This is a genomic window from Enterobacter sp. RHBSTW-00318 (genome assembly GCF_014101375.1).
Classification (GTDB): domain Bacteria; phylum Pseudomonadota; class Gammaproteobacteria; order Enterobacterales; family Enterobacteriaceae; genus Enterobacter; species Enterobacter ludwigii.
In genome coordinates this window covers 2,270,951-2,295,658 of sequence record NZ_JABXQH010000001.1, presented here as the reverse complement: position 1 = coordinate 2,295,658, position 24,708 = coordinate 2,270,951, and the positions used below count along the sequence as shown (strand labels likewise).

Annotated in this window: 26 protein-coding genes and 3 pseudogenes; 11 read left to right on the top strand and 18 right to left on the bottom strand. The window is 54.7% G+C overall.

Annotation, left to right across the window (positions count from 1 at the left end):
* Nucleotides 1-326 precede the first annotated feature (326 nt).
* The 3 genes and pseudogenes from HV157_RS11480 to HV157_RS26265 form a co-directional block, all read right to left on the bottom strand.
* On the bottom strand, nucleotides 327-1,202 hold the full coding sequence (locus HV157_RS11480) for a phosphorothioated DNA-binding restriction endonuclease (protein WP_121339956.1): 876 nt from the start codon (nucleotides 1,200-1,202) through the stop codon (nucleotides 327-329).
* A 315-nt stretch (nucleotides 1,203-1,517) separates the two neighbouring features.
* Nucleotides 1,518-2,669: an IS30-like element IS30 family transposase gene (locus HV157_RS11475; RefSeq protein WP_001254932.1), complete on the bottom strand. Its 1,152-nt coding sequence runs from the start codon at nucleotides 2,667-2,669 to the stop codon at nucleotides 1,518-1,520.
* A pseudogene (locus HV157_RS26265) lies at nucleotides 2,666-2,758 on the bottom strand (hypothetical protein); the annotation flags it as partial. The pseudogene HV157_RS26265 and the gene HV157_RS11475, both read right to left, overlap by 4 nt.
* Before the next feature lie 33 nt (nucleotides 2,759-2,791).
* Here HV157_RS26265 and HV157_RS11470 point away from each other — a divergent pair.
* Complete coding sequence (locus tag HV157_RS11470) at nucleotides 2,792-3,178, top strand: SymE family type I addiction module toxin (RefSeq protein ID WP_249420772.1); 387 nt, start codon at nucleotides 2,792-2,794, stop codon at nucleotides 3,176-3,178.
* A 95-nt stretch (nucleotides 3,179-3,273) separates the two neighbouring features.
* Here the strand turns inward: HV157_RS11470 and HV157_RS11465 are convergent, their stop codons facing one another.
* From HV157_RS11465 to trpS, 9 genes and pseudogenes are all read right to left on the bottom strand, one after another.
* Nucleotides 3,274-4,020 (bottom strand): class I SAM-dependent methyltransferase, encoded by a 747-nt coding sequence (locus HV157_RS11465; RefSeq protein WP_040018526.1) that lies wholly within the window; start codon nucleotides 4,018-4,020, stop codon nucleotides 3,274-3,276.
* Nucleotides 4,021-4,030: 10 nt separating this feature from the next.
* Nucleotides 4,031-4,288, bottom strand: a complete 258-nt coding sequence (locus HV157_RS11460) for a YjhX family toxin (protein ID WP_014168433.1) — start codon at nucleotides 4,286-4,288, stop codon at nucleotides 4,031-4,033.
* Nucleotides 4,289-4,576: 288 nt separating this feature from the next.
* Entirely contained in the window at nucleotides 4,577-5,149 is a 573-nt protein-coding gene (locus tag HV157_RS11455; RefSeq protein ID WP_182268163.1) for a DUF1349 domain-containing protein, read from the bottom strand.
* 50 nt (nucleotides 5,150-5,199) lie between these two features.
* A pseudogene (locus HV157_RS11450) lies at nucleotides 5,200-5,445 on the bottom strand (substrate-binding domain-containing protein); the annotation flags it as partial.
* 52 nt (nucleotides 5,446-5,497) lie between these two features.
* Nucleotides 5,498-6,877 carry a guanine deaminase gene (gene guaD / locus HV157_RS11445; protein ID WP_182268164.1) on the bottom strand — a complete coding sequence of 460 codons (1,380 nt, stop codon included), beginning with the start codon at nucleotides 6,875-6,877 and terminating at the stop codon, nucleotides 5,498-5,500.
* A gap of 62 nt (nucleotides 6,878-6,939) precedes the next feature.
* Nucleotides 6,940-7,386 (bottom strand): hypothetical protein, encoded by a 447-nt coding sequence (locus HV157_RS11440; protein ID WP_025205686.1) that lies wholly within the window; start codon nucleotides 7,384-7,386, stop codon nucleotides 6,940-6,942.
* Between the two features lie 402 nt (nucleotides 7,387-7,788).
* Complete coding sequence (locus HV157_RS26435; RefSeq protein WP_032681749.1) at nucleotides 7,789-8,127, bottom strand: hypothetical protein; 339 nt, start codon at nucleotides 8,125-8,127, stop codon at nucleotides 7,789-7,791.
* 34 nt (nucleotides 8,128-8,161) lie between these two features.
* A pseudogene (locus HV157_RS26430) lies at nucleotides 8,162-8,335 on the bottom strand (hypothetical protein); the annotation flags it as partial.
* A gap of 173 nt (nucleotides 8,336-8,508) precedes the next feature.
* Nucleotides 8,509-9,513 carry a tryptophan--tRNA ligase gene (trpS, locus tag HV157_RS11435; RefSeq protein ID WP_182268165.1) on the bottom strand — a complete coding sequence of 335 codons (1,005 nt, stop codon included), beginning with the start codon at nucleotides 9,511-9,513 and terminating at the stop codon, nucleotides 8,509-8,511.
* A 199-nt stretch (nucleotides 9,514-9,712) separates the two neighbouring features.
* Here trpS and HV157_RS11430 point away from each other — a divergent pair, with 199 nt between their 5' ends.
* Nucleotides 9,713-10,138 carry a fosfomycin resistance glutathione transferase FosA2 gene (locus HV157_RS11430; protein WP_025205684.1) on the top strand — a complete coding sequence of 142 codons (426 nt, stop codon included), beginning with the start codon at nucleotides 9,713-9,715 and terminating at the stop codon, nucleotides 10,136-10,138.
* On the opposite strand, the gene HV157_RS11425 is transcribed toward HV157_RS11430, so the two are convergent.
* On the bottom strand, nucleotides 10,124-11,131 hold the full coding sequence (locus HV157_RS11425; RefSeq protein WP_014168446.1) for a LacI family DNA-binding transcriptional regulator: 1,008 nt from the start codon (nucleotides 11,129-11,131) through the stop codon (nucleotides 10,124-10,126). The two genes, HV157_RS11430 and HV157_RS11425, sit on opposite strands and share 15 nt — an antisense overlap.
* 185 nt (nucleotides 11,132-11,316) lie before the next feature.
* On the opposite strand from HV157_RS11425, the gene HV157_RS11420 reads away from it, so the two are divergent.
* Nucleotides 11,317-12,405 carry a cellulase family glycosylhydrolase gene (locus HV157_RS11420; protein ID WP_182268166.1) on the top strand — a complete coding sequence of 363 codons (1,089 nt, stop codon included), beginning with the start codon at nucleotides 11,317-11,319 and terminating at the stop codon, nucleotides 12,403-12,405.
* A 45-nt stretch (nucleotides 12,406-12,450) separates the two neighbouring features.
* A complete protein-coding gene (locus tag HV157_RS11415; protein ID WP_020885339.1) occupies nucleotides 12,451-13,845 on the top strand; it encodes an MFS transporter in 1,395 nt (464 codons plus the stop codon).
* Nucleotides 13,846-13,878: 33 nt separating this feature from the next.
* On the opposite strand, the gene HV157_RS11410 is transcribed toward HV157_RS11415, so the two are convergent.
* Nucleotides 13,879-14,265, bottom strand: coding sequence for a VOC family protein (locus tag HV157_RS11410; protein ID WP_020885338.1), 387 nt, complete (start codon nucleotides 14,263-14,265; stop codon nucleotides 13,879-13,881).
* Between the two features lie 93 nt (nucleotides 14,266-14,358).
* Here HV157_RS11410 and HV157_RS11405 point away from each other — a divergent pair, with 93 nt between their 5' ends.
* The 3 genes from HV157_RS11405 to HV157_RS11395 all read left to right on the top strand — a co-directional run bounded on the left by HV157_RS11405 (nucleotide 14,359) and on the right by HV157_RS11395 (nucleotide 17,032).
* Nucleotides 14,359-15,129, top strand: a complete 771-nt coding sequence (locus HV157_RS11405; RefSeq protein WP_182268167.1) for a DeoR/GlpR family DNA-binding transcription regulator — start codon at nucleotides 14,359-14,361, stop codon at nucleotides 15,127-15,129.
* A gap of 63 nt (nucleotides 15,130-15,192) precedes the next feature.
* Complete coding sequence (locus tag HV157_RS11400) at nucleotides 15,193-15,795, top strand: ATP-dependent Clp protease proteolytic subunit (RefSeq protein WP_014168451.1); 603 nt, start codon at nucleotides 15,193-15,195, stop codon at nucleotides 15,793-15,795.
* A gap of 115 nt (nucleotides 15,796-15,910) precedes the next feature.
* Complete coding sequence (locus HV157_RS11395; protein WP_182268168.1) at nucleotides 15,911-17,032, top strand: cupin domain-containing protein; 1,122 nt, start codon at nucleotides 15,911-15,913, stop codon at nucleotides 17,030-17,032.
* A gap of 38 nt (nucleotides 17,033-17,070) precedes the next feature.
* Here HV157_RS11395 and HV157_RS11390 read toward each other — a convergent pair whose 3' ends face one another.
* On the bottom strand, nucleotides 17,071-17,265 hold the full coding sequence (locus HV157_RS11390; protein ID WP_182268169.1) for a DUF2767 family protein: 195 nt from the start codon (nucleotides 17,263-17,265) through the stop codon (nucleotides 17,071-17,073).
* Between the two features lie 229 nt (nucleotides 17,266-17,494).
* On the opposite strand from HV157_RS11390, the gene HV157_RS11385 reads away from it, so the two are divergent.
* From HV157_RS11385 to foxA, 3 genes are all read left to right on the top strand, one after another.
* Nucleotides 17,495-17,728: a DUF2171 domain-containing protein gene (locus tag HV157_RS11385; protein WP_020885334.1), complete on the top strand. Its 234-nt coding sequence runs from the start codon at nucleotides 17,495-17,497 to the stop codon at nucleotides 17,726-17,728.
* Nucleotides 17,729-17,866: 138 nt separating this feature from the next.
* The gene (locus tag HV157_RS11380; protein ID WP_041162409.1) at nucleotides 17,867-18,820 is read left to right on the top strand and encodes an AraC family transcriptional regulator; all 954 of its coding nucleotides are present in this window, start codon (nucleotides 17,867-17,869) and stop codon (nucleotides 18,818-18,820) included.
* A gap of 121 nt (nucleotides 18,821-18,941) precedes the next feature.
* On the top strand, nucleotides 18,942-21,050 hold the full coding sequence (gene foxA, locus HV157_RS11375) for a ferrioxamine B receptor FoxA (RefSeq protein ID WP_182268646.1): 2,109 nt from the start codon (nucleotides 18,942-18,944) through the stop codon (nucleotides 21,048-21,050).
* Nucleotides 21,051-21,116: 66 nt separating this feature from the next.
* On the opposite strand, the gene HV157_RS11370 is transcribed toward foxA, so the two are convergent.
* Nucleotides 21,117-22,532, bottom strand: coding sequence for a PLP-dependent aminotransferase family protein (locus tag HV157_RS11370; RefSeq protein WP_014168456.1), 1,416 nt, complete (start codon nucleotides 22,530-22,532; stop codon nucleotides 21,117-21,119).
* Nucleotides 22,533-22,708: 176 nt separating this feature from the next.
* On the opposite strand from HV157_RS11370, the gene HV157_RS11365 reads away from it, so the two are divergent.
* On the top strand, nucleotides 22,709-22,870 hold the full coding sequence (locus tag HV157_RS11365) for a DUF1127 domain-containing protein (RefSeq protein WP_014168457.1): 162 nt from the start codon (nucleotides 22,709-22,711) through the stop codon (nucleotides 22,868-22,870).
* 59 nt (nucleotides 22,871-22,929) lie between these two features.
* On the opposite strand, the gene HV157_RS11360 is transcribed toward HV157_RS11365, so the two are convergent.
* Together HV157_RS11360 and HV157_RS11355 are read right to left on the bottom strand one after the other, a co-directional pair.
* Nucleotides 22,930-23,184 (bottom strand): DUF4282 domain-containing protein, encoded by a 255-nt coding sequence (locus HV157_RS11360; RefSeq protein WP_020885330.1) that lies wholly within the window; start codon nucleotides 23,182-23,184, stop codon nucleotides 22,930-22,932.
* A gap of 81 nt (nucleotides 23,185-23,265) precedes the next feature.
* On the bottom strand, nucleotides 23,266-24,654 hold the full coding sequence (locus HV157_RS11355) for a PLP-dependent aminotransferase family protein (protein WP_182268170.1): 1,389 nt from the start codon (nucleotides 24,652-24,654) through the stop codon (nucleotides 23,266-23,268).
* Between the last annotated feature and the right edge of the window lie 54 nt (nucleotides 24,655-24,708).

Below are 24,708 nucleotides of genomic sequence, written 5' to 3'. Positions count from 1 at the left end.
TGTAGAGTTTACTGTTCACTCTACACCATATTGTTAACTTCTATTTTATTGATATTAAAGTTAATTATGTCGCAGTGAACAGTGTGCATGCTTTTCTAAAGAAAAAGTAATTTTGGGTGTTGAGGACTTTTGGTTTGGATCCGTTGCACGGAACCTAACCGGGGATATTAAAATTGTGCTTTGATTACAAATGGCTAAAAACTCGTCTTTTTTACCGATGGGAAGAAAAAAAGTGGGGGCACAAATGGGGGCATAAATCTGTTTTTATATTGAAAAATATTTATTTAACAATGACTTGTGTCTATATTTTAGTCCGGCCTTCGCACTCACCCCCTATACACCTCCCTCCGATGCCATTCCACAAACCCCTCCCCTGGATAATTCCCTTTCACCATTGGCAGTGCTATCTGCTTCCCGGCGAAATCCCAGAACAGTCTTCCTACAATCCCATTCCCGTTGCCATTTACCGCCTCAGACACCAGAACCCGCAAACTGTCATCCAGCCCAATCGATCCCTTATCAAACGCTTTATGATGAATTGCACACAGCGCCAGCCCGTTCGGGATTTCACACGGCCCGCCAAACTGTTTCCACTTGATATGCGCGGCTTCAAGCGCAACGGAGGTGTTATCATGTCGCATGTTGAATCCGCAGATTGCACATTCATAGTTATAGGCGCGAAGCACTTGCTGGCGAAACAACGGATCGCGAACCTTACGGATCTGTTGAATATCAAAACCCATCTCATCTGCGATCTCTTCCTGGATGCTTTCCGGGAAATGCGCCTCAAGGATCTTCTGTGCCAGCGAGCCGATCAGCTTCTTGTTCTTTCTCAGTAGCGCATAGTGTTCTTCATCAAAACCGCCAGCGACCTTATGTTCAACAAGCTCTTTTACCGGTGGCTGTTTGCTGCCAGTGGTGGAACAGAGTTCACTGTTCTCAAGATCCCAGAATCCATCCCGTTTGAGTCGCCAGAAGGGCATGTTCGGGTAATGTTCTTTCCTGTCTGGACCAAAGCGTTCTAACAGGCTTAGCAGTTGAGCATGTACCTCGGTACCGTAGTCAAACAATCGTGCATGCCCCTGCTGATAGTTCGCCAGCACGTACAGAAGCAATAAGGGTTTATGTGGCGCACGTTGTTCGCCTTTGCGCCAGATGGTGATGTCGGCAATTGCCTGTTCGAGTGTTTTGCTGGAAGCCATCGCGTTACGGAAGAAGGTAAATAATTGCGATGATGCTCGCAAAACCCAGACCAATCAACCCGCAATCAGCAAAAACATGACCTTACCGCATGCTAACCTTTTTCCTGAATCCCCCTCGCAAATTCCAAATTTACCCCACCCAAAACCGCTGTATTTATATTCAGCCTGGTATAATACGCATCAGAAATAACGCCGAACGGCAGAGTGAGTTTCACAGGAATTATTTACAACGAGACGCGATATGAAGGTGCTGCAACACCCCCATACCGCTAACCACAAGCAACTGAAAAGGAGTTGAAAATGGCTGCTGTAGATTCAATCTGTCAATGCAACACCCCTTTCAATTATCTCTTTCGGTGTTTTGAACTTCAGTGTCTTTCTCGGTCTGTTGTTTAGCTGAGCAGCAACCAGATCTAGTTCATGTTGAGTATATTGGGCAAGACATGTCTTTTTAGGAAAGTACTGCCGAATTAGCCCATTTGTGTTCTCATTTGTTCCCCGCTGCCAAGGACTCTGAGGATCGCAGAAGTAAACTTTAACGCCGGTGCTGACAGTAAATTCTAGATGTCTGGCCAGTTCCATTCCTCTGTCCCATGTCAGTGATTTTCTGAGTTCTGACGGTAAACTCAGGAATTTGTCGGTAAGAGCCTGATTTACTGAGACAGAATCTTTGCCCCTGAGTCTAAGGATGATCGTATAACGTGATTTTCGGTCTACAAGTGTGGCTATATGAGAGTTTTTTGTACCTGAGACTAAATCGCCCTCCCAATGCCCCAGAGAGCGTCTGTTATCGATATTTCGGGAACGTTCGTGAATTGGTGTTCCGTTCACTATGTTAATCGTACCTCTTTCGCCTTTGCGGGTATGACGCCTGCCATGGCGAAGGCTATGCGACCGTCGCAGATGCTGTATATTCAGGTGGTGTAGCGCTTCACGGCTACGAAAGTACAGCGTTTTATAAATTGTCTCAGGTGATATTCGCAGCGTTTTTTGACGTGGTTTTGTTCGCCTTAACCATCCTGATATTTGCTCTGGAGACCATTTCATCTCCAGCTTTTCCAGAACAAGCTTTCGCAATGGTAAATTTTGATCCAGTAAGCACGGTTTTGGCCTTTTCGCCATTCTGTTGGCTCGGTTATTAGCATCAACAGCTTTGTAATAGCGTCTGCCCCGATTACGCTGAACTTCACGTGAGATCGTCGAAGGACTGCGATTCAGCGCAGTAGCTATCGCACGAATGCTCATTTTGGCTGACAAACCAGCTCGTATCTCCTCGCGCTCAGACAGTGTCAGGTGAGCTACAGCCCGCTTACGCTCATGGGGTTTTATGCCGCCAGTATCCCTTAACATAGTGAAGATCGTTCCGGGTTTTGAACCCAGGATATTCGCTATTTCACTGAAGCCTGTTCCGTTCTTCCATAGTTCAAAAACAGAGGCTTTTTCCTCTGCTGTAAATGTTCGTCTCATTCAAAAAACCTCCGCAACCCCATGTTTTCACATAACTGTTGCGTTGACCAATTGAATCTACAGCGCCGAATTTTATGCCAGAGTTTACGGTTTGCAAAACAGAATCAGATGCTTTCACCGGCATGATTGAAAACCGCGAGCTGGTACGCAAAAACAGTACCCGCCGACTTCACGGCAACCAGACCAGTGCCGCGCCTGTTCATCCCCGCGCAGAAACGCCGGAAGCAAGCTCTGCCTGCTGTGAACTCTATGCCCGGATAGATAATAAATATCTTCCGCTGGGGGGAGACTGGCTAACACGAGCAGGGTTTATCAGCGGTATGCCGGTTAAAATCCGGGTGATGAAAGACTGTATTGTGATCACGCCGCAGCATACAAGAGAATTATGGGGATGCCTGGAAGGGATGAGTGTGGTGAATATCAATAAACAAAAAGTCGCTCAGTGGTTAAAAACATTTCCAGGGGCGTTAAATGATACGGGCGATATCCCGGTGATTAAGCGCGGGTAAACGTGACGGAATCCGCGTTCATATTATTCTGAGCCGCCTTAATACCTGATGCGTGAAGGCGGTATAGTCGTTAAGGCTATACCGCCTGTTTCAGGCTATCGGGCAATCAACGCAAACACCCCCCAGCCAAAGTACTCTCGTGTGTAGGTGACGTGGCGTTTGGGCGCAATTGTCAGCTCCGCCCGAACTTCTTGTGCAAAGTCATCGTCAGGGTTTTCCGCCAGCCAGCGACGCAGGGTCATCCATTTCGCCGCTTCGTATCTGTCCCAGCCTTCCTGGTCTGCGAGGACCATTTCCACCAGGTCATAGCCCTGCGCGTCGAACGAGGCGACCAGGTCGGGCAGGGTGAGAAAGTCTGCGATGGACGAGACGCCGCAGGCCTGGGCTACCTCATCGCTCGCAGGAACCTGACGCCAGTAGGGTTCACCGATGAGTATCATCCCGCCAGGCCGGAGGCTTTTTGCCAGCAGCGCCATTGTTCCGGCGACGCCGCCGGCAATCCAGGTGGCGCCTACGCAGGCCGCCACATCACATTTTTCATCTGCGACGTATCCGGCCGCATCGTCATGAATAAAACGCACGCGCTCGCTGACGCCGAGTTCATCAGCACGGCGCGTTGCCTGTTCGGTGAAAAGTCGGCTCATGTCGATGCCGGTGCCGGTAATGCCGTGATCGCGCGCCCAGGTGCAGAGCATCTCCCCCGAGCCGCTGCCGAGATCGAGAATGCGCGTGCCTGGCTTCATGCGTAACACGCGGCCCAGCGTGGCGTACTTTTCCGGGGTGAACGGGTTATGAATGCGGTGTTCGCTTTCGCTGACGGTAAAAATACGTGGGATATCCATCATCCTCTCCTTAACGATTATCTGGCTGGGCACGAACGCTGTTCAGCCCGGTCGTGTTAATGCGGTAGGGCTGACCGTTGACGGACTTGATCAGCTTTTTGGTTTTGAGTTTTTTGAAGACGGCGAGCGTGCAGTCGGCGAGCAACAGCCCTTCGCGGCTGTAGCATTCAACGGCGGTGACGCGGCCTGAGCTATCGCGGACGTGCGCAATACGTCCACCTTTGGCGAGAACGTGTAAGGTACGTTGTTCCTGACGGGATAAATTCATACTGGAAAACCTGTTTAATCATCATGTGCAAAACGTGCAAACACACCGCGGTGTCCGCATTCGATTTCGGCGCATTGATAATCAGTCCGGCCTGAAAGGTCGGGGAGCTGATTATCGGATGATGACATTCTCCAGCATCAAAGCCTCGGGTTGAGTTGAGAGGTATTTACGGGGTGAATAATATCACCTGTTTATTTTAAGGGAATGGTCGGGTGGGAAAAGTGTGATCCAGGTGGAAGCTCAGGCAGCGCCATCAACGGATCGTAGAACCGGATGGCGCGATGTAAATCAGCTGAGATCGTGCAGCGCTTTATCCATGGCCGGAGCGAGACTGAAATCACTAAACTCGACGGCTAAGCCGCTGCGTTCAGGCGTGCAGCACATGACACCGACTTTCACTGGCCCCGACGGGAAATGGCATAAACGCAGTAAAGGCCACGACAGCCCGTCTGCTGAGTACTGTAACCGTAACGCGTCTCCCTTGCGGGTCAGGCGAAGCCAGAACTCCCGGGGGTTACCCGGGAAGATACCGGTTGCCCAGTCGGAGGCCTGTAACGTCAGTACGCTGCCAATGGCCGGCGCACCATCATTGTATTCAATCCCGGCCTTGAGCCAGTGTTGCTCGTCCAACATCAGCATGATCCCCGCCTGGTCATAGAGCGTGCTGAAATCAGCGCGGATGTTTGTCTGAAACGTGAAATCACCTGCCGCGTCTGTCGCGTAGATGTGGCCCGAGAAACGCTCGAATCCGTACCACGTATGGCGCCAGAAATCGGTGTGGTCGTCGGTCACTACCGATAACGTGTTGTTCTCGCTATGCCATTTGGCCGGTTCGTTTATCCAGTAAAATTCGTTTTGCATAATGTCCCCAGGTGACTGTCAAAAGGTCGTCGGTATGCGGCCTCCCTTGCTCAACAGGATTCGCGCCTGAGCCAGGGGCTCTCGACCAGCACCTTATCCCGGTGGGTGTCGCCATTGATAATGTGCAGGGTACTTAAGCGCCCAATCTCATAATGCGGCAGCTGGACCGTGGATAGCGGGGGTAAAAACAAATTTCCGATGCCGACAAGATTATCGTAGCCAAGAACGGCAATATCCTGTGGGATTCGGATCCCCTGCGTTAACAGCGTCTGATACACCATAAAGGCAATACGGTCGTAAACTTACAGGGAGCCACGGTGATGCCACAGACGGTGCCGCTGTATGATCTTACTGAACTTTCACGGCTTTTCCGTCTACCCAGACACGGCTGATGTTATTTCGCCTGGCGTTAAAGATGATTTTTTGCAGTTTATCTTCAGGCTGGTCTTCAGCAGGATGAATATAAATATCGCTTCCTGCAGCCCGGGTATCGATGACGATGGCATCGAACTGGTATCCGACCTCCAGCTTTCCTACAGGCAGCTCAAGCACGCCACCCGCACCGGCTGTCGCCAACCAGAATGCTTCCTTGAAGCTGACTGCCGAGCCTGGTCTGCCGCGGTGTTCCGGTTTGATACGGGCATCGACGCCATCATTCAGGGCTTTACTGGCGGTGATGGTATGGCGACAGGCATCAAATACCGAGGGGCTATGGCCACCGGCAATATCGGTGCCTAACCCGACGTTCAGTCCACGGTCCAGCATTGCTCGCAGAGGGAATACTGCATTGGCAAAATAGAAATTTGAAAGGGGGCAGTGCGCGACGCCAGCCCCGGTTTTCTTAATCAGGTCAGCATCGTCATCTTCAATGTGGTTTGAATGCGCGAGGATGGTTTTTTGGGTCAACAGGCCAAAATCACGCAGCGCCACGGTGTCCGTTTTCCCCAGGCGTTCTTTAACGTAACCATGTTCCCAGTCACTTTCTGAGCAATGGGTTTGCACGTGGCAGCCTGTTTCTCTCGCCACCGTGCCCAGTCTTTTCAGCAGGTCGTCCGTGCAGGAGGGAATAAACCGCGGGGTGATAACCGGGAGCACACGTTTTGCCGTATTGCCGGGTAACTCTGCGACAGCGCGAATAAATGCACGCGTTTCCGCCTCGGCCGATGCCGCCGTTTCGTCCCGATAATAGTCAGGGCACTGGGAGGGATCGTCCATCGCGACGCGGCCCACCAGGGCGCGCTGCCCCTGGGCCAGGCATATGCGGGCCAACTCGACGCTGCTTTCAGTGTGCAGGGTGGCGAAGTAGACGGCGGTGGTTGTGCCGTTCGCCAACAACGCGCTGACCAGTTCCGTATAATTTCGGCGGGCAAAATCGACGTCGGCGTATCGGGCTTCCAGCGGGAACGTGTAGTCATTCAGCCACTTCTCAAGCGGTTTATCCAGCGCCTTGCCCATCTGAGGCCACTGCGGGGCGTGGACATGCAAATCGATCAGGCCGGGAAGAAGATACTGGTCAGAAGAGAGTTCAGTGAGCTTACCCGCTTTACGGGCGGCGTCACGTACGTGCCGGAACGCGTCATCGTTATGTTGAATAATATCCACAATGGTACCGCTACCGTCGATACAGAACAGCGTGTCGGTGAAGTGAATCACATTTTCCTTTGATTTCGCCGTATAGCCCTGCGCGCTAACAACCCGTTGCCAGGGGAATGCGTGGTAGGTGTTCATCTGTTTGTCCTTTTTCACGATTATGCTGAAGGGAAAATGTCCCGGATGGCAGTAGGATTTTTTCAGGTCGCAGGATCCTGAACTATCCAGACCCCCGTGTTCTGTCTGATATCCGGTTTAATGGCGCCCTGGCGCTGGTTGTAGACAAAGGTGCCGGTGCTGTCGCTAAGGCAGACCAGCGTGAGGGTAAACAGCGTCGTCTGGCCCTGAAAATCCTCCTCTGCTTCCAGAACGCCTACGCTGTGTGCCAGGCCTGTTTGGCTTTTAAAAACTTCATAACGGTATTTCCCTTGCACCTTATTGCCTGTGCGCAAAATATGGCTGGTATACGTATCGTCAGTGAACTCCAGCCGGAGCAGGCTATCGGCATTGGGGTTTTGCACAGACCATAGCGGACCCGTTTTATTGATAAAGATTTTGCCGGAGAGTGTCTCCGGTACGTTGCAGGTCGCCTGAGCAAATAGCGGAAGCGCCAGCAGTGCTGAAAGTAATGTTATCCTGAGTTTCATCTTATTTGTCCATATCTTTGCCGGAGGAGAGGTAGGGTATCTTCCGTGCATTCATTTTTTATTCGTTAAAAATCCTGGCACAAAAATGAAATACATCAATAAATCGAAAGGTTAATAAGATGGCGAAAGTTGAGGCTATTAAAAAGATAGCAATGATTTATTCCGCTGGGCATGCTTTATAAGCCGAAGGGTGGATGCGGTAATGTGTCTGGCAGGGCATGATTAAGCAAAATGGCGAAATGACTGTTGTCTTATTGTCGGTTTGAATAGCTTTTTTATCGCGGCATTTTTCATATACTTCGTGTTGTGGTGAATCCCCCTGTGCGGTGGGGCATAATTTATAGGTTAACGTCATTATGCGGGCTTTGCTCACCGGGAGGCACCCGGCACCACACTGTTCTATTAAACGTTTATAAAAGAAGGTAGATATAACATCGCCACGACCCATATGAATAAGCCAGGAATTTTCAAAGGCCACGGCTCAAGGATAGCTATGCAAGCAAATGCACCTACCACGAGCAGAGGGCCTGATAACACGTTCAGGATCCCACCTAAAGTAAGTATCTTTCCTGGCAGTAATCTATTGAGTACTAATGAAATAATGTAAGCACTCATAGTAATGATGGAAAAGGCGATTGTTTTATCATGCCATGTGTCGAATTCAATCCAGCAAAGACTATAGGCAAAAATTAAATATGAGCAAAGAAGCAGGTTTATAATTGGGATGGTAAACTTACTCATATGACCCTGCCGTAGTGTTTGTTTTTGGTTTTTCTATTGTTATTTTCTCAGTTTTGCGTGTATATCGTGTGTCCGTGTCAACGATACCATAAACCCGATATCCATAATCTTGCGGTGCAGATAGCCCTCCCTTTATAAGTCCAGTCACGGTATCAGACGAGGAGATTATATTGCATAATCTCCTCGCGATATCTTCTACGTCAGCCATAGTATCTCTTTAAATCTGTTATAAAGAGTAATATCGATGTAATATTAATGCAATTAAAGCAATTTATATAATCTACACGAAAAATTAAGAATTATTAGGGGCATTAATATTATCTTAAATGAGATAATAAGCGGTTTCATGCCAATCCCACGCACTCCACCGCTCAAACTAACTTAACTAAACACCGGCACCCCCAGCCCAACCTTCACCTCCTTTAGCGTCCCCTGCGTCACTCCCTGCGCCCGTTCCGTGCCGCGCTTCAGCATCGCCATCAACTCCCCTTTATCCTGCATGTACATCGCCCTCCGTTCCCGCATCGGTGCAATCAGCTCCTGCAGGCATGCCTCCAGCTCGTTCTTGCATGCCCGGTCACCCAGTCCGCCCGCCTGATAATGCGCCTTCATCGCTGCCACTTTGGCTTTGTCCGGATGAAACGCGTCGAGGTAGGTAAACACCACGTTTCCCTCAATCTGCCCCGGGTCGCTCACCTTCAGGTGGTTCGGGTCGGTGTACATAGCACTGACCGCACGGTGAATCGTCTCTTCACTGGCGGAAAGGGGCAGGGTGTTGCCCAGGGATTTCGACATCTTGGCGCTGCCGTCGATGCCGGGCAGGCGGCCGGTGTCGCTGAGCATCGCTTTGCAGTGGCGCAGCACCGGGGCAGGCAACAGGCTGTTCATCTTGTGCACAATCTTATTGGTCTGCTCAATCATCGGCAACTGGTCGTCGCCGACGGGGACGCACTCGGCTTTGAACGCAGTGATGTCCGCCGCCTGGCTGATGGGGTAGGCCATAAAACCGACCGGCAGCGAGCGGGCAAAGCCTTTCTGCGCAATCTCATTTTTCACCGTCGGGTTACGCTCGACGCGGGCGACGGTGACGATGTTCATATACAACATTGTCAGCTCGGCGAGAGCGGGCAGGGCGGACTGCAGGCAGAGTGTCGTCAGGTTCGGGTCGATGCCGGCGGCGAGGTAGTCGGCGAGCACTTCAGGGATGTTGTCGCGGATTTTTTGCGGGTTGCTGCCGTTGTCGGTCAGCCCCTGCAGGTCGGCAATCAATACATACTGGTTATGCGTCTGCTGTAGCGCCACGCGCTGGCGCAGCGAACCGACGAAATGGCCCAGGTGCAGCGGGCCGGTTGGGCGGTCGCCGGTGAGGATGGTTTGAACGTTCATAAAGACTCCTTAATGTGCAAGTGCCGAAAGGGGTCTTAGAAATGTGAAAGCCGCCTTTCGGCGGCTATCTGAAAATGGGGAAAACTACTCCGTGCCGCCTTTAAGAAGGCAGCCACCAGCGGTTTACGGTGAGCACGGCGTGGTTTATGTTCATGAAGTTACCGTACCACGTCTGGCGCAAAAAACAAAAGGGCACGTCATGCTGCAATCACTCAACCATCTGACCCTCGCGGTCAGCGACCTGCAAAAAAGCGTTACCTTCTGGCACGAGCTGCTGGGGCTGACGCTGCACGCCCGCTGGAATACCGGGGCCTATCTTACCTGCGGCGATCTGTGGGTCTGCCTGTCCTATGACGAGGCGCGCGGTTACGTGCCGCCGCAGGAGAGCGACTATACCCATTACGCGTTTACCGTTGCGGCGGAAGATTTTGAGCCGTTCTCGCACAAGCTGGAGCAGGCAGGCGTTACCGTCTGGAAGCAGAACAAAAGTGAGGGGGCATCGTTCTATTTTCTCGACCCGGACGGGCACAAGCTGGAGCTGCACGTGGGCAGCCTCGCCGCGCGGCTGGCGGCGTGCCGGGAGAAACCCTATGCCGGAATGGTCTTCACCTCAGACGAGGCTTGATGTCCGTACCTTCAGCCTGCCCGCCAGCGTCACGTGGGTGGCGGCATCTTCCTGATTGCACAGGTATTCCACCGCCAGCCGTCCCAGTTCGCTGTAGGGGAGCTGGATACTGGTCAGCGGTGGGGTGAGTTGCTCGGAGATCTTCTGGTCGTCGTAGCCCGCCAGCAGCATATCCTGCGGGATGCGCACGCCGTTTACCGCCAGCGCCTGATAGCAGCCGATCGCCAGCCAGTCGCTGGCGCAGAAGATGGCGTCCGGGCGTTCGTCCAGCGCCAGCAGAGAGGTGGTGGCGGTAAAGGATTCGCTGAACTGCCAGTTGGTCTGGCGCACCAGACTCTCGTCACAGGCTAAACCGGCCTGCTGTAAGGCGGCCTGATAGCCGGCCAGCCGCTGGCGGGAGGCCTCCATCCAGCTCTCGCCGGTGATGTGGGCGATACGCGTTGCACCGCAGGCGATCAGGTGTTTGGTCACCTGGAAGGCGTTGGCGTAGTCGTCCGGAATAAACGACGGCAGCAGCGGCGAGCCGGGATCGCGCTGATTGAGCAGCACCAGTGGAATGCGGGTGCAGTCCTGAAAAGCGGTCATGTCGACAAGGGTGGTAACAGGGGAGGCGAGGATGATCCCCACGCAGTTGCGCTTCTCCAGCTGGCGGATAATGTTCAGCGCCAGCTCTACGTCATCACCGTAGTCGTACACCGTCAGCAGCGCTTCGTTGCGCCATGCGGCTTCCCGCGCCTGACTGATGGCATCGATAAACGGATCAAAGCTTTGCAGGGAACTTACCAGCAGGGCGATTTCCTCCTGGTTGCGCGGGGCGTGAATGGCAGGCAGGCGGTCATAACCGAGCTCGGTCGCCACGCCGATCACCCGCTGGCGGGTCTCGTCGCTGAGCTTGATGTTACGGGACTGGTTGAGCACCAGCGATACCGTCGCCTGCGACACCCCCGCCGCCCGCGCAATATCGTTCATCGTGACTTTTGTTTTTCGCTTCATCCGTCCTCTCCCTCTCGCGACACCGCATCATACCCTAACTGTTCGCTTACGCGCCGTCGATCACGTTTCTTATTCGCGCCTGCATGAACTTTGTGAAGGCTGTCGCTTTTCGGAGCGTCATGAATTGCGCATTTATCCCGCAACTAATATTTATTAGCTAAATATTATCAGTAAGAGGACGCGTAATGAAAGAGCAGTGGAGCAGGGAGCAGGCGCAGGCGTGGTATCAGCAAAAAGGCTGGCTGTGTGGGTTTAACTATTTACCGTCGACGGCGGTGAACTGGACCGATATCTGGCAGGAAGAGACCTTCGATGCCGATACCATTGACCGCGAACTGGGCTGGGCGGCGGAGGCGGGCTACAACACCCTGCGCATCAACCTGCCGTTTATTGTCTGGGAACACGATCGCGACGGCCTGATGGCGCGCATCGACGCGTTTCTGGCGATGGCCGACAGCCGCGGGTTCAGCACCATGCTGACCCTGATGGACGACTGCGGTTTCTCCGGCGATGAACCGTATCTGGGGCCGCAAAAGCCGCCGGTGCCGGGCAAGCACAACAGCCAGGCGGCAGCGAGCCCGGGGCGCGATAAAGTCTGCGATCCTGACTGCTGGCCGCAGATTGAGCGCTATATCCGCGACGTTATCCGCCAGTTCCGCGACGATGAGCGCGTACTGCTGTGGGATCTGTATAACGAGCCGGGCAACCGCGGCATTTTTGCGACCGGTACGCAGGAGGTGCAGTACGACGCGAAGCTGGAGGCCTGCGCGCATGAGCTGATGAAGCTGGCGTTCCGGTGGGTGCGTGAAGAGGATCCCACTCAGCCGCTCACCGTCTGCGCGTGGCGTCTGCCGGCGGAAGAGGAGGGCGAGACGTTTTATCAGCATCCGCTGGATCAAACCGCGCTGGCGCTATCCGACGTGGTGAGCTTCCACGCTTACACCAACACCGGACGCATGACCGCGATTATCCAGCAGCTGCAGGCGCTTGGGCGGCCAATCTTCTGCACCGAATGGCTGGCCCGCCACGTGGGCAGCACCCTCGAGGAGCAGCTTCCGCTGATGTACACGGCGAAGGTCGCGCCGTATCAGTGGGGGCTGGTGCGCGGTAAAACCCAGACGTGGCTGCCGTGGCCGGTGGTGATGAAGGAGTCTACGGACTACTGCCGCCTCTGGTTCCACGACGTCTTTGAGGAGAACGGTATCCCGTTCTCGCGCAGTGAAATGGCCTTAATGAAGAAGCTCCGTAAGATCGCCCCGAAAGCGCAGGGCTAATAATATCGACCCGGCGGTCTGCCGCCGGGCAACCAGGTACGCACTATGGCAATGACAATGAAAATACCGTCTCGCGAGTTGTGGTCTTATTTTGGTTATGGATTAGGTCAGTGTTTTAGCTTTGGTTTAGTGGGTTCGTTTATTAACTATTTTTACACCGACGTGCTGGGGATTTCGGCGCTGGCGGCGAGTACCATCTTCCTGATTGCCCGCGCGTGGGATGCGGTTCACGACCCGCTATTTGCCAGCATAATGGACACCATTAACACCCGGTTCGGCAAGTTTCGCCACTTTTTGCTGATCGCCCCGTTACTCATTACCGGCGTCACGCTGCTGTCGTTCTATAAAATCGAAGCGGACATGACCACCAAAATTCTCTACGCCGGGGTGACGTACATTCTGTGGGGAACGCTGTACGCCATCTCTGATATCCCGTTCTGGTCGATGTCGTCGGTGATGACTAACGACTCCGGGCAGCGCACCCGCGCGGTGACGGCGGCCATGCTGGGGGTTAACGCCGGGATCGCTTGCGCCAACATTTTCTTCCCGAAACTGGCGGCGTTCTTCGCCCAGTACAGCAACGACAAAGGCTATTTTATGGCAGCGCTGGTGATGATGCTGGTCGGCCTGCCGCTGATGCTCAACGGCTTTATGCAGATTAAGGAGCGTGTGCCGCCGAGTCCGGAAAAGGTGACGATACGTGACACCTTCCATAACCTGCGCCAGAACAAGCCGCTGTTTATCGTTCTGCTGTCGTTCTTCTTCTGCGTGTTCCATAACGTGGCTGGCGGCCTCTACATCTACTTCTTTATCAACAACATGGGTGACGGCAGCCTGCAGATGGCGATCGGCGTGATGGGGATTATGGCGGCGGTGGTGTGTCTCGTCGCCCCGATGCTGACGCGCAGGATGCAGAAGCGGAAGCTGTTTATGATCCTCTGCGGACTGGATGTCGCGGTACGCGTGGTGATGTGGTTTGTGGGCTATCAGCAGACGGCGATGCTGTTTATCCTGCTTGGCCTGAGTACGCTGTTCGTGATGATGTCCAACATCCTCACCTCCTCGATGATTGCCGACACCATTGAGTATGCGGAGTACCACACCCACAAGCGCTGTGCGGCGATCACCTTCTCCGGACAGACCTTTACCGGCAAGATGTCGGTGGCGGTCGGCGGTGGGTTAATCGGCGTGTTTCTGACGATGATCGGCTATGTCCCGCAGGCACAAACCCAGAGTGACGGCGTGCTGTCGGGGCTGTTCTTTGGTATCTGTCTGCTGCCCGCCATCGGCTCGCTGATCCGGCTTGGGTTTATGTCGCGCTTTACCTTTACCGAGGAGAAGCATGCGGAGATTTGCCGGTTGCTGGCGGAACGTCAGCATGAGAAAGCGCAGCAACGTGAGGGCGAGGAAAATCTGGCGCGCCCGGCCACGGTGAATTAAACATTAACGCCTGCATGGCAGGCGTTATGTCTTTTACTCTCCTGTGAGCTCAATCCGGTTGCCGTCCGGGTCTGCAATCACCGCCTCATAAAACCCATCCCCGGTCATGCGGGGGGCGCTGAGCAGGGTGCCGTTTGACTGTGCCTGCGCCGCCATACGGTCCACATCAGCCTGGCTGCCGACGTGAATGGCGATATGCGCCCAGCCAATAAACTCCGGATGAGCCGGGGCGTCGGGCAGGTCCGGCACCGTCATCAGTTCAAGGGTTGGCCCGCCATCCAGGGTAATAAAATGTGACGCAAAGCCCGGACGATTTTTGCTGAGGTAGCGTTCATTACGACGTCCGCCAAAAACCGTTTCCCAGAACTGTACCTGTGCATCAAGGTGTCGGGTCCAGAGTGCAACATGGGCAATGTTCATTGTTATCCTCGCGGTGAGTGCTGATTGACAGAGCATGCGCAGTGCAACATTATGCGCTTTAATGCTCGGTTTTGTTATTTTAAAGGACTTATAATGCTCGATTATGCTGCTTTTCCGGAGCAACGACAAGCGCTGATCCGTCAGATCCTTCAGGAGAGCGGAAGGGTGGTGTGCACCGAACTGGCGACACAAATGAAGGTCTCCGAGCACACCATTCGCCGTGATTTACATGAGCTTAGCAAAGAGGGCTTCTGTAAAAAGGTCTACGGTGGCGCGGTTCTTCAGCTGCCGGATGCGGGGACATTTAGCCGCCGCGAGCAGGAAAACAGTGCACAAAAAGCCACAATCGCGCAGAAAGCGGCAACGCTGATCAAAGCAGGTGGCTGTATCTTTATGGATACGGGCACCACCAACCTGGCGCTGGCGAAAGCCCTTCCTGCCGAACTCAGCGTGACGGTGGTGACCAACTCCCCGGCCATCGCGACCGCGTTGCTGCAACATCCGCGGTGTGAGGTGATCATCACTGGCGGGCAGATCCAGCGGGCGTCCGGCGCGACGGTGGGTGCCACGGCTGCAAGCCAGCTTGAGGGGATTATCTTTGATCAGGCCTTTATCGGTGGCTGTGCGATGGATCCTGAGATGGGGCTGACCGGCTTTGATTTTGCCGACTGTGCGTTCAAAAAAGCGGTGATCGCCCAGAGCAACCAGACCATCGTGGCGTTGACTGCTGACAAGCTTCCCGGCGTGGCGCGCTTTGTCGTGGCAAAGAGCCGGGACATTGATGTGCTGGTGGTGGACGCGAATATTAAACAGGACGTTATCGACGCGTTTGCGGCGCAGGATGTTCGCATTGTGTGCGCCTGAGGACTTTGACCGGTAAAACAGGCTACACTCTGGTTTTGAGCGCTAAATGCTGAGGACATAACAATGCACTACACACTGAAAGAAGGCGATAAGGATAAAGCGGAAGGGTCAAACGGCGCGGGCGCGCTGCAGCAAAAACTGCTCGAGTCCCGCTCGATTGTTATCTCCGGTGAGATCAACCAGGAACTGGCGCAAAAAGTCATTACCCAACTGATCCTGCTGCAAAGCGTGAGCAACGATCCGATCAAGCTGTACATCAACAGCCAGGGTGGCCACGTGGAAGCGGGTGATACCATCCATGACTTCATCAAGTTTATCCGTCCGGACGTACACATCATCGGCACCGGCTGGGTGGCGAGCGCCGGGATCACCATCTTCCTGGCGGCGAAAAAAGAACATCGCTACTCTCTGCCCAACACCCGCTTTATGATCCACCAGCCGCTGGGTGGCGTGCGTGGTCAGGCGACGGATATTGAGATTGAAGCGCGTGAGATCATCCGCATGCTGGATCGCGTGAACAAGCTGATTGCTGACGCCACCGGCCAGCCGCTGGAAAAAGTGAAAAAAGACACCGACCGCAACTTCTGGATGTCTCCGGCAGAAGCGCTGGACTACGGCATTGTGGGTAAATTGATTACGCATTATGACGATCTGAAGCTGGATTGATCCCTCAGGGCCGGACGTTTGCGCCGGCCTTCTCCTCTCGTTTGACCCATGACAAGTTCCCCCTTGACCGTCTCCCCTATAATCGCGCCTGTTTACCCTCTCACTGGTGCTACCCATGGCGTATCAACTGAACCTGAACTGGCCGGAATTTCTTGAAAAATACTGGCAGAAACAACCCGTAGTGCTGAAAAATGCCTTCCCCAATTTTGTCGACCCGATTACCCCGGACGAACTGGCAGGGCTGGCGATGGAGCCTGAAGTCGATAGCCGTCTGGTCAGCCATTCCAACGGTAAATGGCAGGCCAGCAATGGTCCGTTTGAGCACTTCGATGGCCTGGGCGAAACCGGCTGGTCGCTGCTGGCGCAGGCGGTAAACCACTGGCACATGCCTGCAGCGGAGCTGGTGCGCCCGTTCCGCGTCTTGCCAGACTGGCGTCTGGATGACCTGATGATCTCCTTCTCTGTCCCTGGCGGCGGCGTGGGCCCGCATATCGATCAGTACGATGTGTTTATCATTCAGGGGATGGGAAGCCGCCGCTGGCGCGTGGGTGACAAGCTGCCAATGCGCCAGTTCTGCCCGCATCCGGCGCTGCTGCACGTTGATCCGTTTGAGCCGATCATCGACGAAGATCTGGCCCCGGGCGATATCCTCTACATTCCACCTGGCTTCCCGCACGACGGCTTTACCCACGAAACGGCGCTCAACTACTCCGTCGGTTTCCGTGGGCCGAACGGTCGCGATCTGATCAGCAGCTTTGCCGATTACGCGCTGGAAAACGATCTGGGCGGCGAGCATTACAGCGATCCGGATCTGACCTGCCGTGAACACCCTGGACGCGTGGAACAGTACGAGCTGGATCGTATTCGCCAGATGATGATCGACATGATCAGCAAGCCTGATGATTTCACGAAATGGTTCGGTAGCTTTGTCTCGACGCCGCGCCATGAGCTGGATATTGCCACCGCGGAACCGCCGTACACGGCAGAAGAAGTGCTTGATGCATTGCAGGGTGGCGAAACGCTGTCTCGCCTGAGCGGTCTGCGCGTGTTGAATATCAACGGCAGCGTCTTCATCAACAGCGAACTGCTGGAAACGGTAGATGCGAAGGCCGCAGACGTGCTGTGTCGCTACACGGAACTCGGCCAGGCTGTGCTGGGCGAGGCGCTGAACAATCCGGCGTTTATTGACGAACTGACCGGACTGATTAACCAGGGCTACTGGTTCTTCGACGAGTAATGGCTGGCGGCGTTTAGCCAGGCTAAACGCCGCCTCGTTCAGACCAGCATATTACAGGCTTTCCAGTAATTCAGGAGCTGCTCATCGTCGCGCTCCTTCTCTGCTTTTGTTTTCATCGCCTGCGCCAGATTTTCACGCGACAGCTCGTGGCCTTTTTGCACAATGTCTAAAACCGCTTCACCAAGAGCCAGTGAAATTTCTGTACGATTATTACGAATATTACGAATCGTCATTAATGCCTCCTCGTTGGTTGCGATAATGTAATTATGAAATAAAAAATAAACTGCGAGAATAATTCATCTTATTCTTATTTTTTCATTATGCTTCACTATGCCTCGCGGTAGCCATAATATCCTGTTGTGTCAATGATGTTTCAAAATGCTAATAAGCGCCCGTAAGCCAAATTTATGCGCTACAGTTAATTCCGTGCAACGGCCAAATAACCAAAACGGGAGAATTATTATGGTAGATAAAAACGCAATTATGGATCACGCTCAGGTTGTCGCCAGCTGCGGAACACACGTCGGTGTGGTGGACCATCTGGATGGTGAGCGCATCAAGCTTGCGAAAAGCGATCCGGAATCCGGTGGGAAGCACCACTTTATACCGCTCGGCTGGGTGGACAAAGTGGATGATAATAAAGTTGTCCTGACCAAAAACCATAAAGAGGTTTTTGCTGAATGGCAGCAAGCATAAATATATCTCTTTAACTGAAATATATTTCTTCGCTCCGGCTCAGACCGGAGCGTAATACGTTTTATGCCCAGTGATTGCTGCCACCACCAATGAATGGTACTGTTTCGTTTGTCCTTTCCCCGATGCAGGCACCGTCATATGCTCCAGCGTGAAAATAGATCAGCGAAACGCCTGTTTTTTGTTGAGGATTTTCAGATATTCGGTGAGCGCTACGGCATCGACTACCGGTTCCCGCAGTTAAAAGATGCGCAGGTCAACAACCGCGCCGTGCTGCAGGGGAATGTGGAAGAGATGACGCTTTCATCCGGCATTTCACTGACCCACTCCAACGTTCGCGTTTTACAACCTTACGAAACCACCTCTCGCCATAGCAGCCCACTCTATATGCTGGTGGTGCTGGAAGGGGGCGTCACGATCGCGCTTAATGGCGTTGAATATGTCGTACGATCCGGCATGGCCTTCAGCTCCCGCCTGAGTGAAGAGCAGATAATGTGCGCGCGTCATGATGCCGACAGCACGCTGAAAACGCTCTCGTTTGGTCTGTTCCCACACGATGCCAGGCGTGAGGCCCTGCTTGAGTCACTGCTCCAGGAATGGCAAAGCCTGAATGCGCCCACCCTGGTCTGGCACGTTCCTGAGTTTGTCCTTGCGGGGATCCAGCATGCTCAGCAGCAGGGTCTAAGCGCGTTATCCCGTCAGCTGTTGCTGGAAGGGCTGATGTATCAGCTTCTGGGCCAGGGTTTGGCGCAGCGCCAGCAATCCTTCCCGTGCCGGCCTGAGCATGCGCGTCTTGAACGCGTGCGCAGCAGGCTGGAACAGTCTCCGGAGCAGGATCATACTCTTGCGCAGCTGGCCGCCCTCGCCGCCATGAGCCCGAGCAGCCTGCGCAGCAAGTTTCGTCAACGCTACGGCTGCACCCTTTTCGATTACCTGCGCGAATGTCGGCTCGCGCTGGCGCGTCGCTATCTGCTTGAAGGCTATAGCGTGCAGCAGGCGGCGTGGATGTGTGGCTATCAGCACGCCACCAATTTCGCTACCGCGTTTCGCCGCCATTACGGTATTGCACCGGGCGACGTGCGCAAACGCCGCTAACCTACTTTCTCTCTTCGCGCGAACGCAACCCGTGCGGTTTAGCACCGCGCATACGTATCCTGGCGGCGCGCATAGCTGTTTGCCCTCTCAAAAAGGTAATAATTCTTATTAACAATAAGAAATACCTTTGGAGAGGGTTATGTTTGCTAAGTCACGTCTGGCACTGCTGGTGGGATGGGTTACCGGTAGCGTCGCTTTTCCTTTACTGGCGCAGGATGCCCAACAAACGGACACAGTTGTGGTCACGTCGCAGATGCAATCTGCTGCCACCAAGCTTGAAACGCCGGATATAGAGACTCCGCAGTCGGTCTCTATCGTTACCCGCGAGCAGTTTGAAGAGCAGGGTGCGACCAGCGTGCGCCAGGCGGTGAGTTACACGCCGGGGGTTTACAGCAACCAGATTGGCGCGTCAAACCGCTTCGACTACATGGTGCTGCGCGGTTTCTCCGACGGCAGTCTGGATAACGTCTACCTCGACGGCCTGAAGATGATGGGAGACACCAACTCTCACAGCTCGCTGGTGGTGGACCCCTGGTTCCTCGACAATATCGAGGTGGTGCGTGGCCCGGCCTCCGTGCTGTACGGCCGTTCATCGCCGGGCGGTATCGTGGCGCTGACCTCCCGCAAGCCGTCGTTCGATCCGGGCGGGGAGATTAAGCTATTTGCCGGGAACAATAACCAGCGCGGGGCGATGTTCGACGTTACCGGTCCGGTCGATGATAACGACCGCGTGGCGGTGCGCCTCAGCGGGATGGCCCGCTATGCCGATTCCCAGTTTGATCCGCTGAAGGAAGAGCGCTACGCGCTGATGCCGAGCCTGACCTGGCGCATCACTGATAACACGCGTCTGGATCTGATGGCCTATCTGCACCGCGATCCGGAAGGGGGGAGCCACTCCGGCCTGCCTTATGACGGCACCGTGGTGCCGCATAACGGTAAGAAAATCACCAACACCTTCTTTGAAGGTGAGGATGACTACGACAAGTACGATCGTCGGGAAAACATGGTGGGCTACAACATTGAGCACATGTTCGACAGCGGCTGGACGGTGCGCCAGAAGCTGCGCTATCTGCACACCAAAGTGGAGCTGAATCAGGTATATGCCGCGGGCTGGCTGAACGATACCGAGCTCAACCGCGGCTATTCCGGTTCTGACGAGAAGATGAATGCCATCACGCTGGATAACCAGGTCGACGGCAGTTTCGATACCGGGGCAGTTAACCACCGCGTGCTGATCGGCCTGGATTATCAGGACCGTACCAATAACGTGACCGGCTACTACGGCGGTTTCCCGCCCATCGACGCGTTCCACCCGGTTTACGGCGCGAAACCGGATTACATCACCCAGTACAGCAAGGAAAAACATAAGCTGCGCCAGACCGGGTACTACCTGCAGGATCAGATGTCCATTGACCGCTGGCGCCTGACGCTGGGCGGGCGCTATGACCAGGTAAGCGTGTCGAACGTTGATAACGTTAACCATACCCGCAGCGACCTGGATAAGAACAACGTCAGCAGCCGCGCGGCGTTGCTGTATCTGTTTGATAACGGTGTCGCGCCGTACGTCAGCTACTCCACGGCCTTTACGCCGACCAGTTTCGCCGATGAGCAGGGCAACATTCTGGACCCGATGAAAGGCAAGCAGTGGGAAGCGGGCGTGAAGTATGAACCCGAGGGGATGAACAGCCAGTTCAGCGCCTCGGTGTTCCGCATCAACCAGAAGAATATCGCCACCAAAGAGGAGCCGACCGATCCGTACCGTTCCATCGGTGAAATCGAGTCCGAGGGCGTTGAGCTGGAAGCGGTGGGTCAACTGACCGACAGCCTGCGCATGCAGGCGGCGTACACCTATACCGACATTCGCTACAAGAAGAGTAGCCCGGAAGAGGAGGGCAAGCGCGCCGTCTATGCGCCGCGGAATATGGCCAGTGCCTGGCTCAGCTACGACGTGAAAACGGGCCCGCTGGACGGCCTGACCGTCGGCTCCGGCGTTCGTTACGTCAACGGCATTACCAGCGATCGCCAGAACACCCATACGCTGCCGTCGTATACGCTGGTGGATATGGTGGTGGGGTATGACCTGTCGAAGGTGGGGCTCACGGGCATGAGCGCGCAGCTGAACGTCAATAATCTGACCGATAAACGCTATGTGGCGGCGTGTAACTCGCTCTCCTACTGCTATTTCGGCGCGGAACGCAGTATCGTTGGCAGCGTTTCATGGACGTTTTAAGTCAGTGACAGTGCCGGGCGGCGGTGACGCCTTGCCCGGCCTGGTGGAGGAGGGCATCAGGCCGCACTACTCCTCCATCGCAATCACAATTGCCTCACCCATCTTCTTCAGCGCCTCGCGATGCTTCTCCGTTGGCGGTAACGCAACGTTGATCCGCAGGCAGTTGCGGTACTTGCCGGACGCAGAGAACAGCGACCCGGCTGCCGCCTGGATCTTCAGTCGGCACAGCTGCTTGCTGACGCACACCATGTCGACGTTTTCCGGTAACTCCACCCACAGCAAAAAACTGCCCTGCGGGCGCGTCACGCAGATCTCCGCCGGGAAATACTGCCGCACCCAGCAGGTATAGGTTTCCATATTCTGCTGATAAATCTGGCGCATGCGGCGAACGTGACGATGATAATGGCCGTCGCGAATAAACGCCGCCACCGCCATCTGCGTTCCCGGCACGTTAAAGCCGCCTGCGGCGTATTTCATGTGCATCACCCGGTCGTAATAGCGTCCCGGCACAATCCAGCCGACGCGCAGGCCCGGGGCCACGGTCTTGGTAAACGAGCTGCACAGGAGCACGCGGCCATCAATGTCCATGGAGTGAATGGTGCGCGGGCGCGGGTATTCCGCCGCCAGCTCGCCGTAAATATCATCCTCCACGATCACGATATCGTGCCGCTGGGCAAGAGCCAGCACCTGCTTCTTCCGCGCTTCCGGCATGATAAAACCCAGCGGGTTATTGCAGTTGGGCACCAGGATCACCGCTTTAATGGGCCACTGCTCCAGCGCCAGCTCTAACGCTTCAATGCTGATCCCGGTTTCGGGGTCGGTGGGAATTTCGATGGCTTTGATGTTGAACCCGCGCAGCATCTGCATGGTGCCGTGAAACGACGGGGATTCCACGGCCACAATATCGCCCGGTTTGCATATCGAGAGCAGGGCAATCGACAGCGCGCCGTGGCAGCCATTGGTGATGACAATCTCATTCGCGGCCACGGTAGAGCCGCCGTCCAGCATCAGCCGTGCGATCTGCTCGCGCAGCTCGAGCCGACCGTCGAGCACGTCATAGCTCAGCATCTCGCCCGGGTTGTGCTGCGCGATGCGGCTCATTTCACGCCATAGCGGTTTCAGGCTCGGTTGATTGACGTCCGGCGAGCCGCCGCCAAAGGAGATCATCTCTTTGTCGGCACGGGCATCCAGCAGCATCATCACTTCATCCCACTGGGTGACGTCTACCGGACGCTGCACCGGACGCGTCATTGCCGGTACGGGCGGCATGGCCTTACGTTGCGAGACAAAATAGCCGGAGCGTGGCTGAGGCGTGATCAGCTGCAGATTTTCGAGGATCTGGTAGGCCTGCTGTATGGTGCTGATGCTAACGCCATGCTCCTGGCTCAGCGCGCGCACCGACGGCAGGCGTTCACCGCTGCGATACAGCCCTTGTTGAATGCGTTCCGCCAGAAGGTTGGCGAGATGTTGGTAGCGCGTCATGCTGTATCCTTTGTTTTCACCATACAGATTGTAAAACCAGTACAGATTGCCGCAAAAAACGGCATGCAGATACACTTTTAGCGGATCTGTATGTTAAACAAAAGATGTTTTTGAATCTGTATTGTACGACCTGAATTCCACGATGATAACGCTACTGGCACAGTGAGGAGAGCATCATGGAATTTTACGAGAACCGTTCAAAACGTCCGTTTATTGTTTTTGTCTGGATCGGCAAAACGCTACGCAATTGGTACCGTATTCACCGCACACGTCGCATCCTGAGCAAGATGAGTGACGAGCAGCTTAAGGATGTCGGGTTGTCGCGCTATGATGTGTAAGCAGGCAGGGTCGGCGCTGGCCGGGTAAGGAGAAACCCCTACCCGGCGCAACGGAGAGATTATTCGACTGATTTCACCGCGGTGTTTTCAGCGATGCGGCGCAGATATTCGTTATTCTTAAATGCGACCATGATCAGTTCGAACGTCACGCGACAGCCGATCAGGCTGAAAATCATCCCGATAAATCCGGTGATCAGATGATCGGTAAACATGGAATACACGCCGGCAATCAAAATCACCAGCATGACGATCCAGTAGAAGAAGACCAGCACGCGTGGCGTTAATAAGTAGTCAAATCCCAGAATGGCTTTCATTTTCTTTTCCTTAGAAATATAAAAAAGGCTCAAGATTGTATCTTTATCACGTTCTTTTATGGCGTGGATAGCTATCTGATTTCAGAGTAGTAATTCCAGCGTTTCTTGTTTTGGCCTTTCAAGTAGTGCCACCGCCTCCTGATACGTGCGCACGTTGTTATAGCCCATCACCAGTCCGTACCGCTTGCCGGAGCCGCGATACCACTCCGAGAGCGCGTTAACCTGCAGCTGCTGCGCTTGCCAGCAGTGCGCGATTTCCCGGTCACAACTCCCCTTCGAAAGGAATGCCACGATGTGCATTCCACCGTCGTTTTGCTCGGTGAAAAACAGGTCGCCATACACCTCCTGCAAAGCCTTAATCATCCACTCCCGCCGGGTCTGATACAGGGCCCGCATCTTCTTAAGATGTCGGAAAAAATGGCCTTCGTTGAGAAAGGCGGTGAGGATCTTTTGCGTCAGCACCGGCTGGCCGCTGGTGACGATGTCCGCGCAGTCGGTAAAGGCCCCGAGGGTGCTGGCGGGCATCACCACGTAGCCCATGCGCAGCGACGGCATAATGGTTTTGCTGAAGGTGCCCATAAAAATGACCCGGTCGTGCCGGTCGAGGCTTTTTAGCGACGGCAGCACCTTACGGGTGTAGTGAAATTCCCCGTCGTAGTCATCCTCAATAATCCAGGCCTCGTTCTGACTCGCCCAGTCGAGAAGCTGTTGTTTACGCGGCAGAGAGAGGGTGACCGCCAGCGGGCTCTGGTGCGACGGGGTGACAATGGCGAAGCGGGCATCGCGATGGTGGCGCAGCAGGTATTCCGTATCGATCCCGGCGCGATCGACCGGCACGGTGTGCAGGCGCGGCACGATCCGCTTGAGCAACTGCTGGCCCATAAAGTAGCCCGGATCTTCAAACACCACCTTGTCGCTGCGGCTGGCCAGCGTATCGAGGATCAGGCGCAGGCTACCGCTGTAGCCGCTGGTGATCAGCACCTGCTCGGCGGTGCAGGCGAGCCCGCGTGAAATATTAAGGTAGCTGGCAATCGCCTGGCGCAGCGGATACCAGCCCAGCACGGGCGGATTCAGCATCTCTTCCTGGCGCATGGCGCGCGTCGCCTGGCCTGAAAGCAGCAGCCATTTTTTATAGGGAAAGCTGTCGAGGGAGGGAATGCCGGGGCGCAGAAAACCTGCCCGTTCGCGCTGGCCGATCAGCGAGGCCGGAAGCGTGCCGGTGGTCTGCTCCGCAGGGGCGTGCTGCGCGGGCAGTAACAGGTCCGGATTGACCCGCGTGCCGCGTGCCCCCAGGCTTACCAGATACCCTTCGCCCGTCAGAATGGCGTAAGCGGTTTCAACGGTTTTGCGCGCCACCTTCAGCTCTTCCGCCAGCACGCGAATGGCGGGGACTTTGTCGCCAGGCTTTAGCACGCCACGCGTGATGTTGTCGCGATAGCGGGTATAAATAGCGTGATAGCCCGGCTTCATGTCCTACCTCGTTTGACGGTTTTTGTATCTTTTTACTATGTCATTATCCGCGTA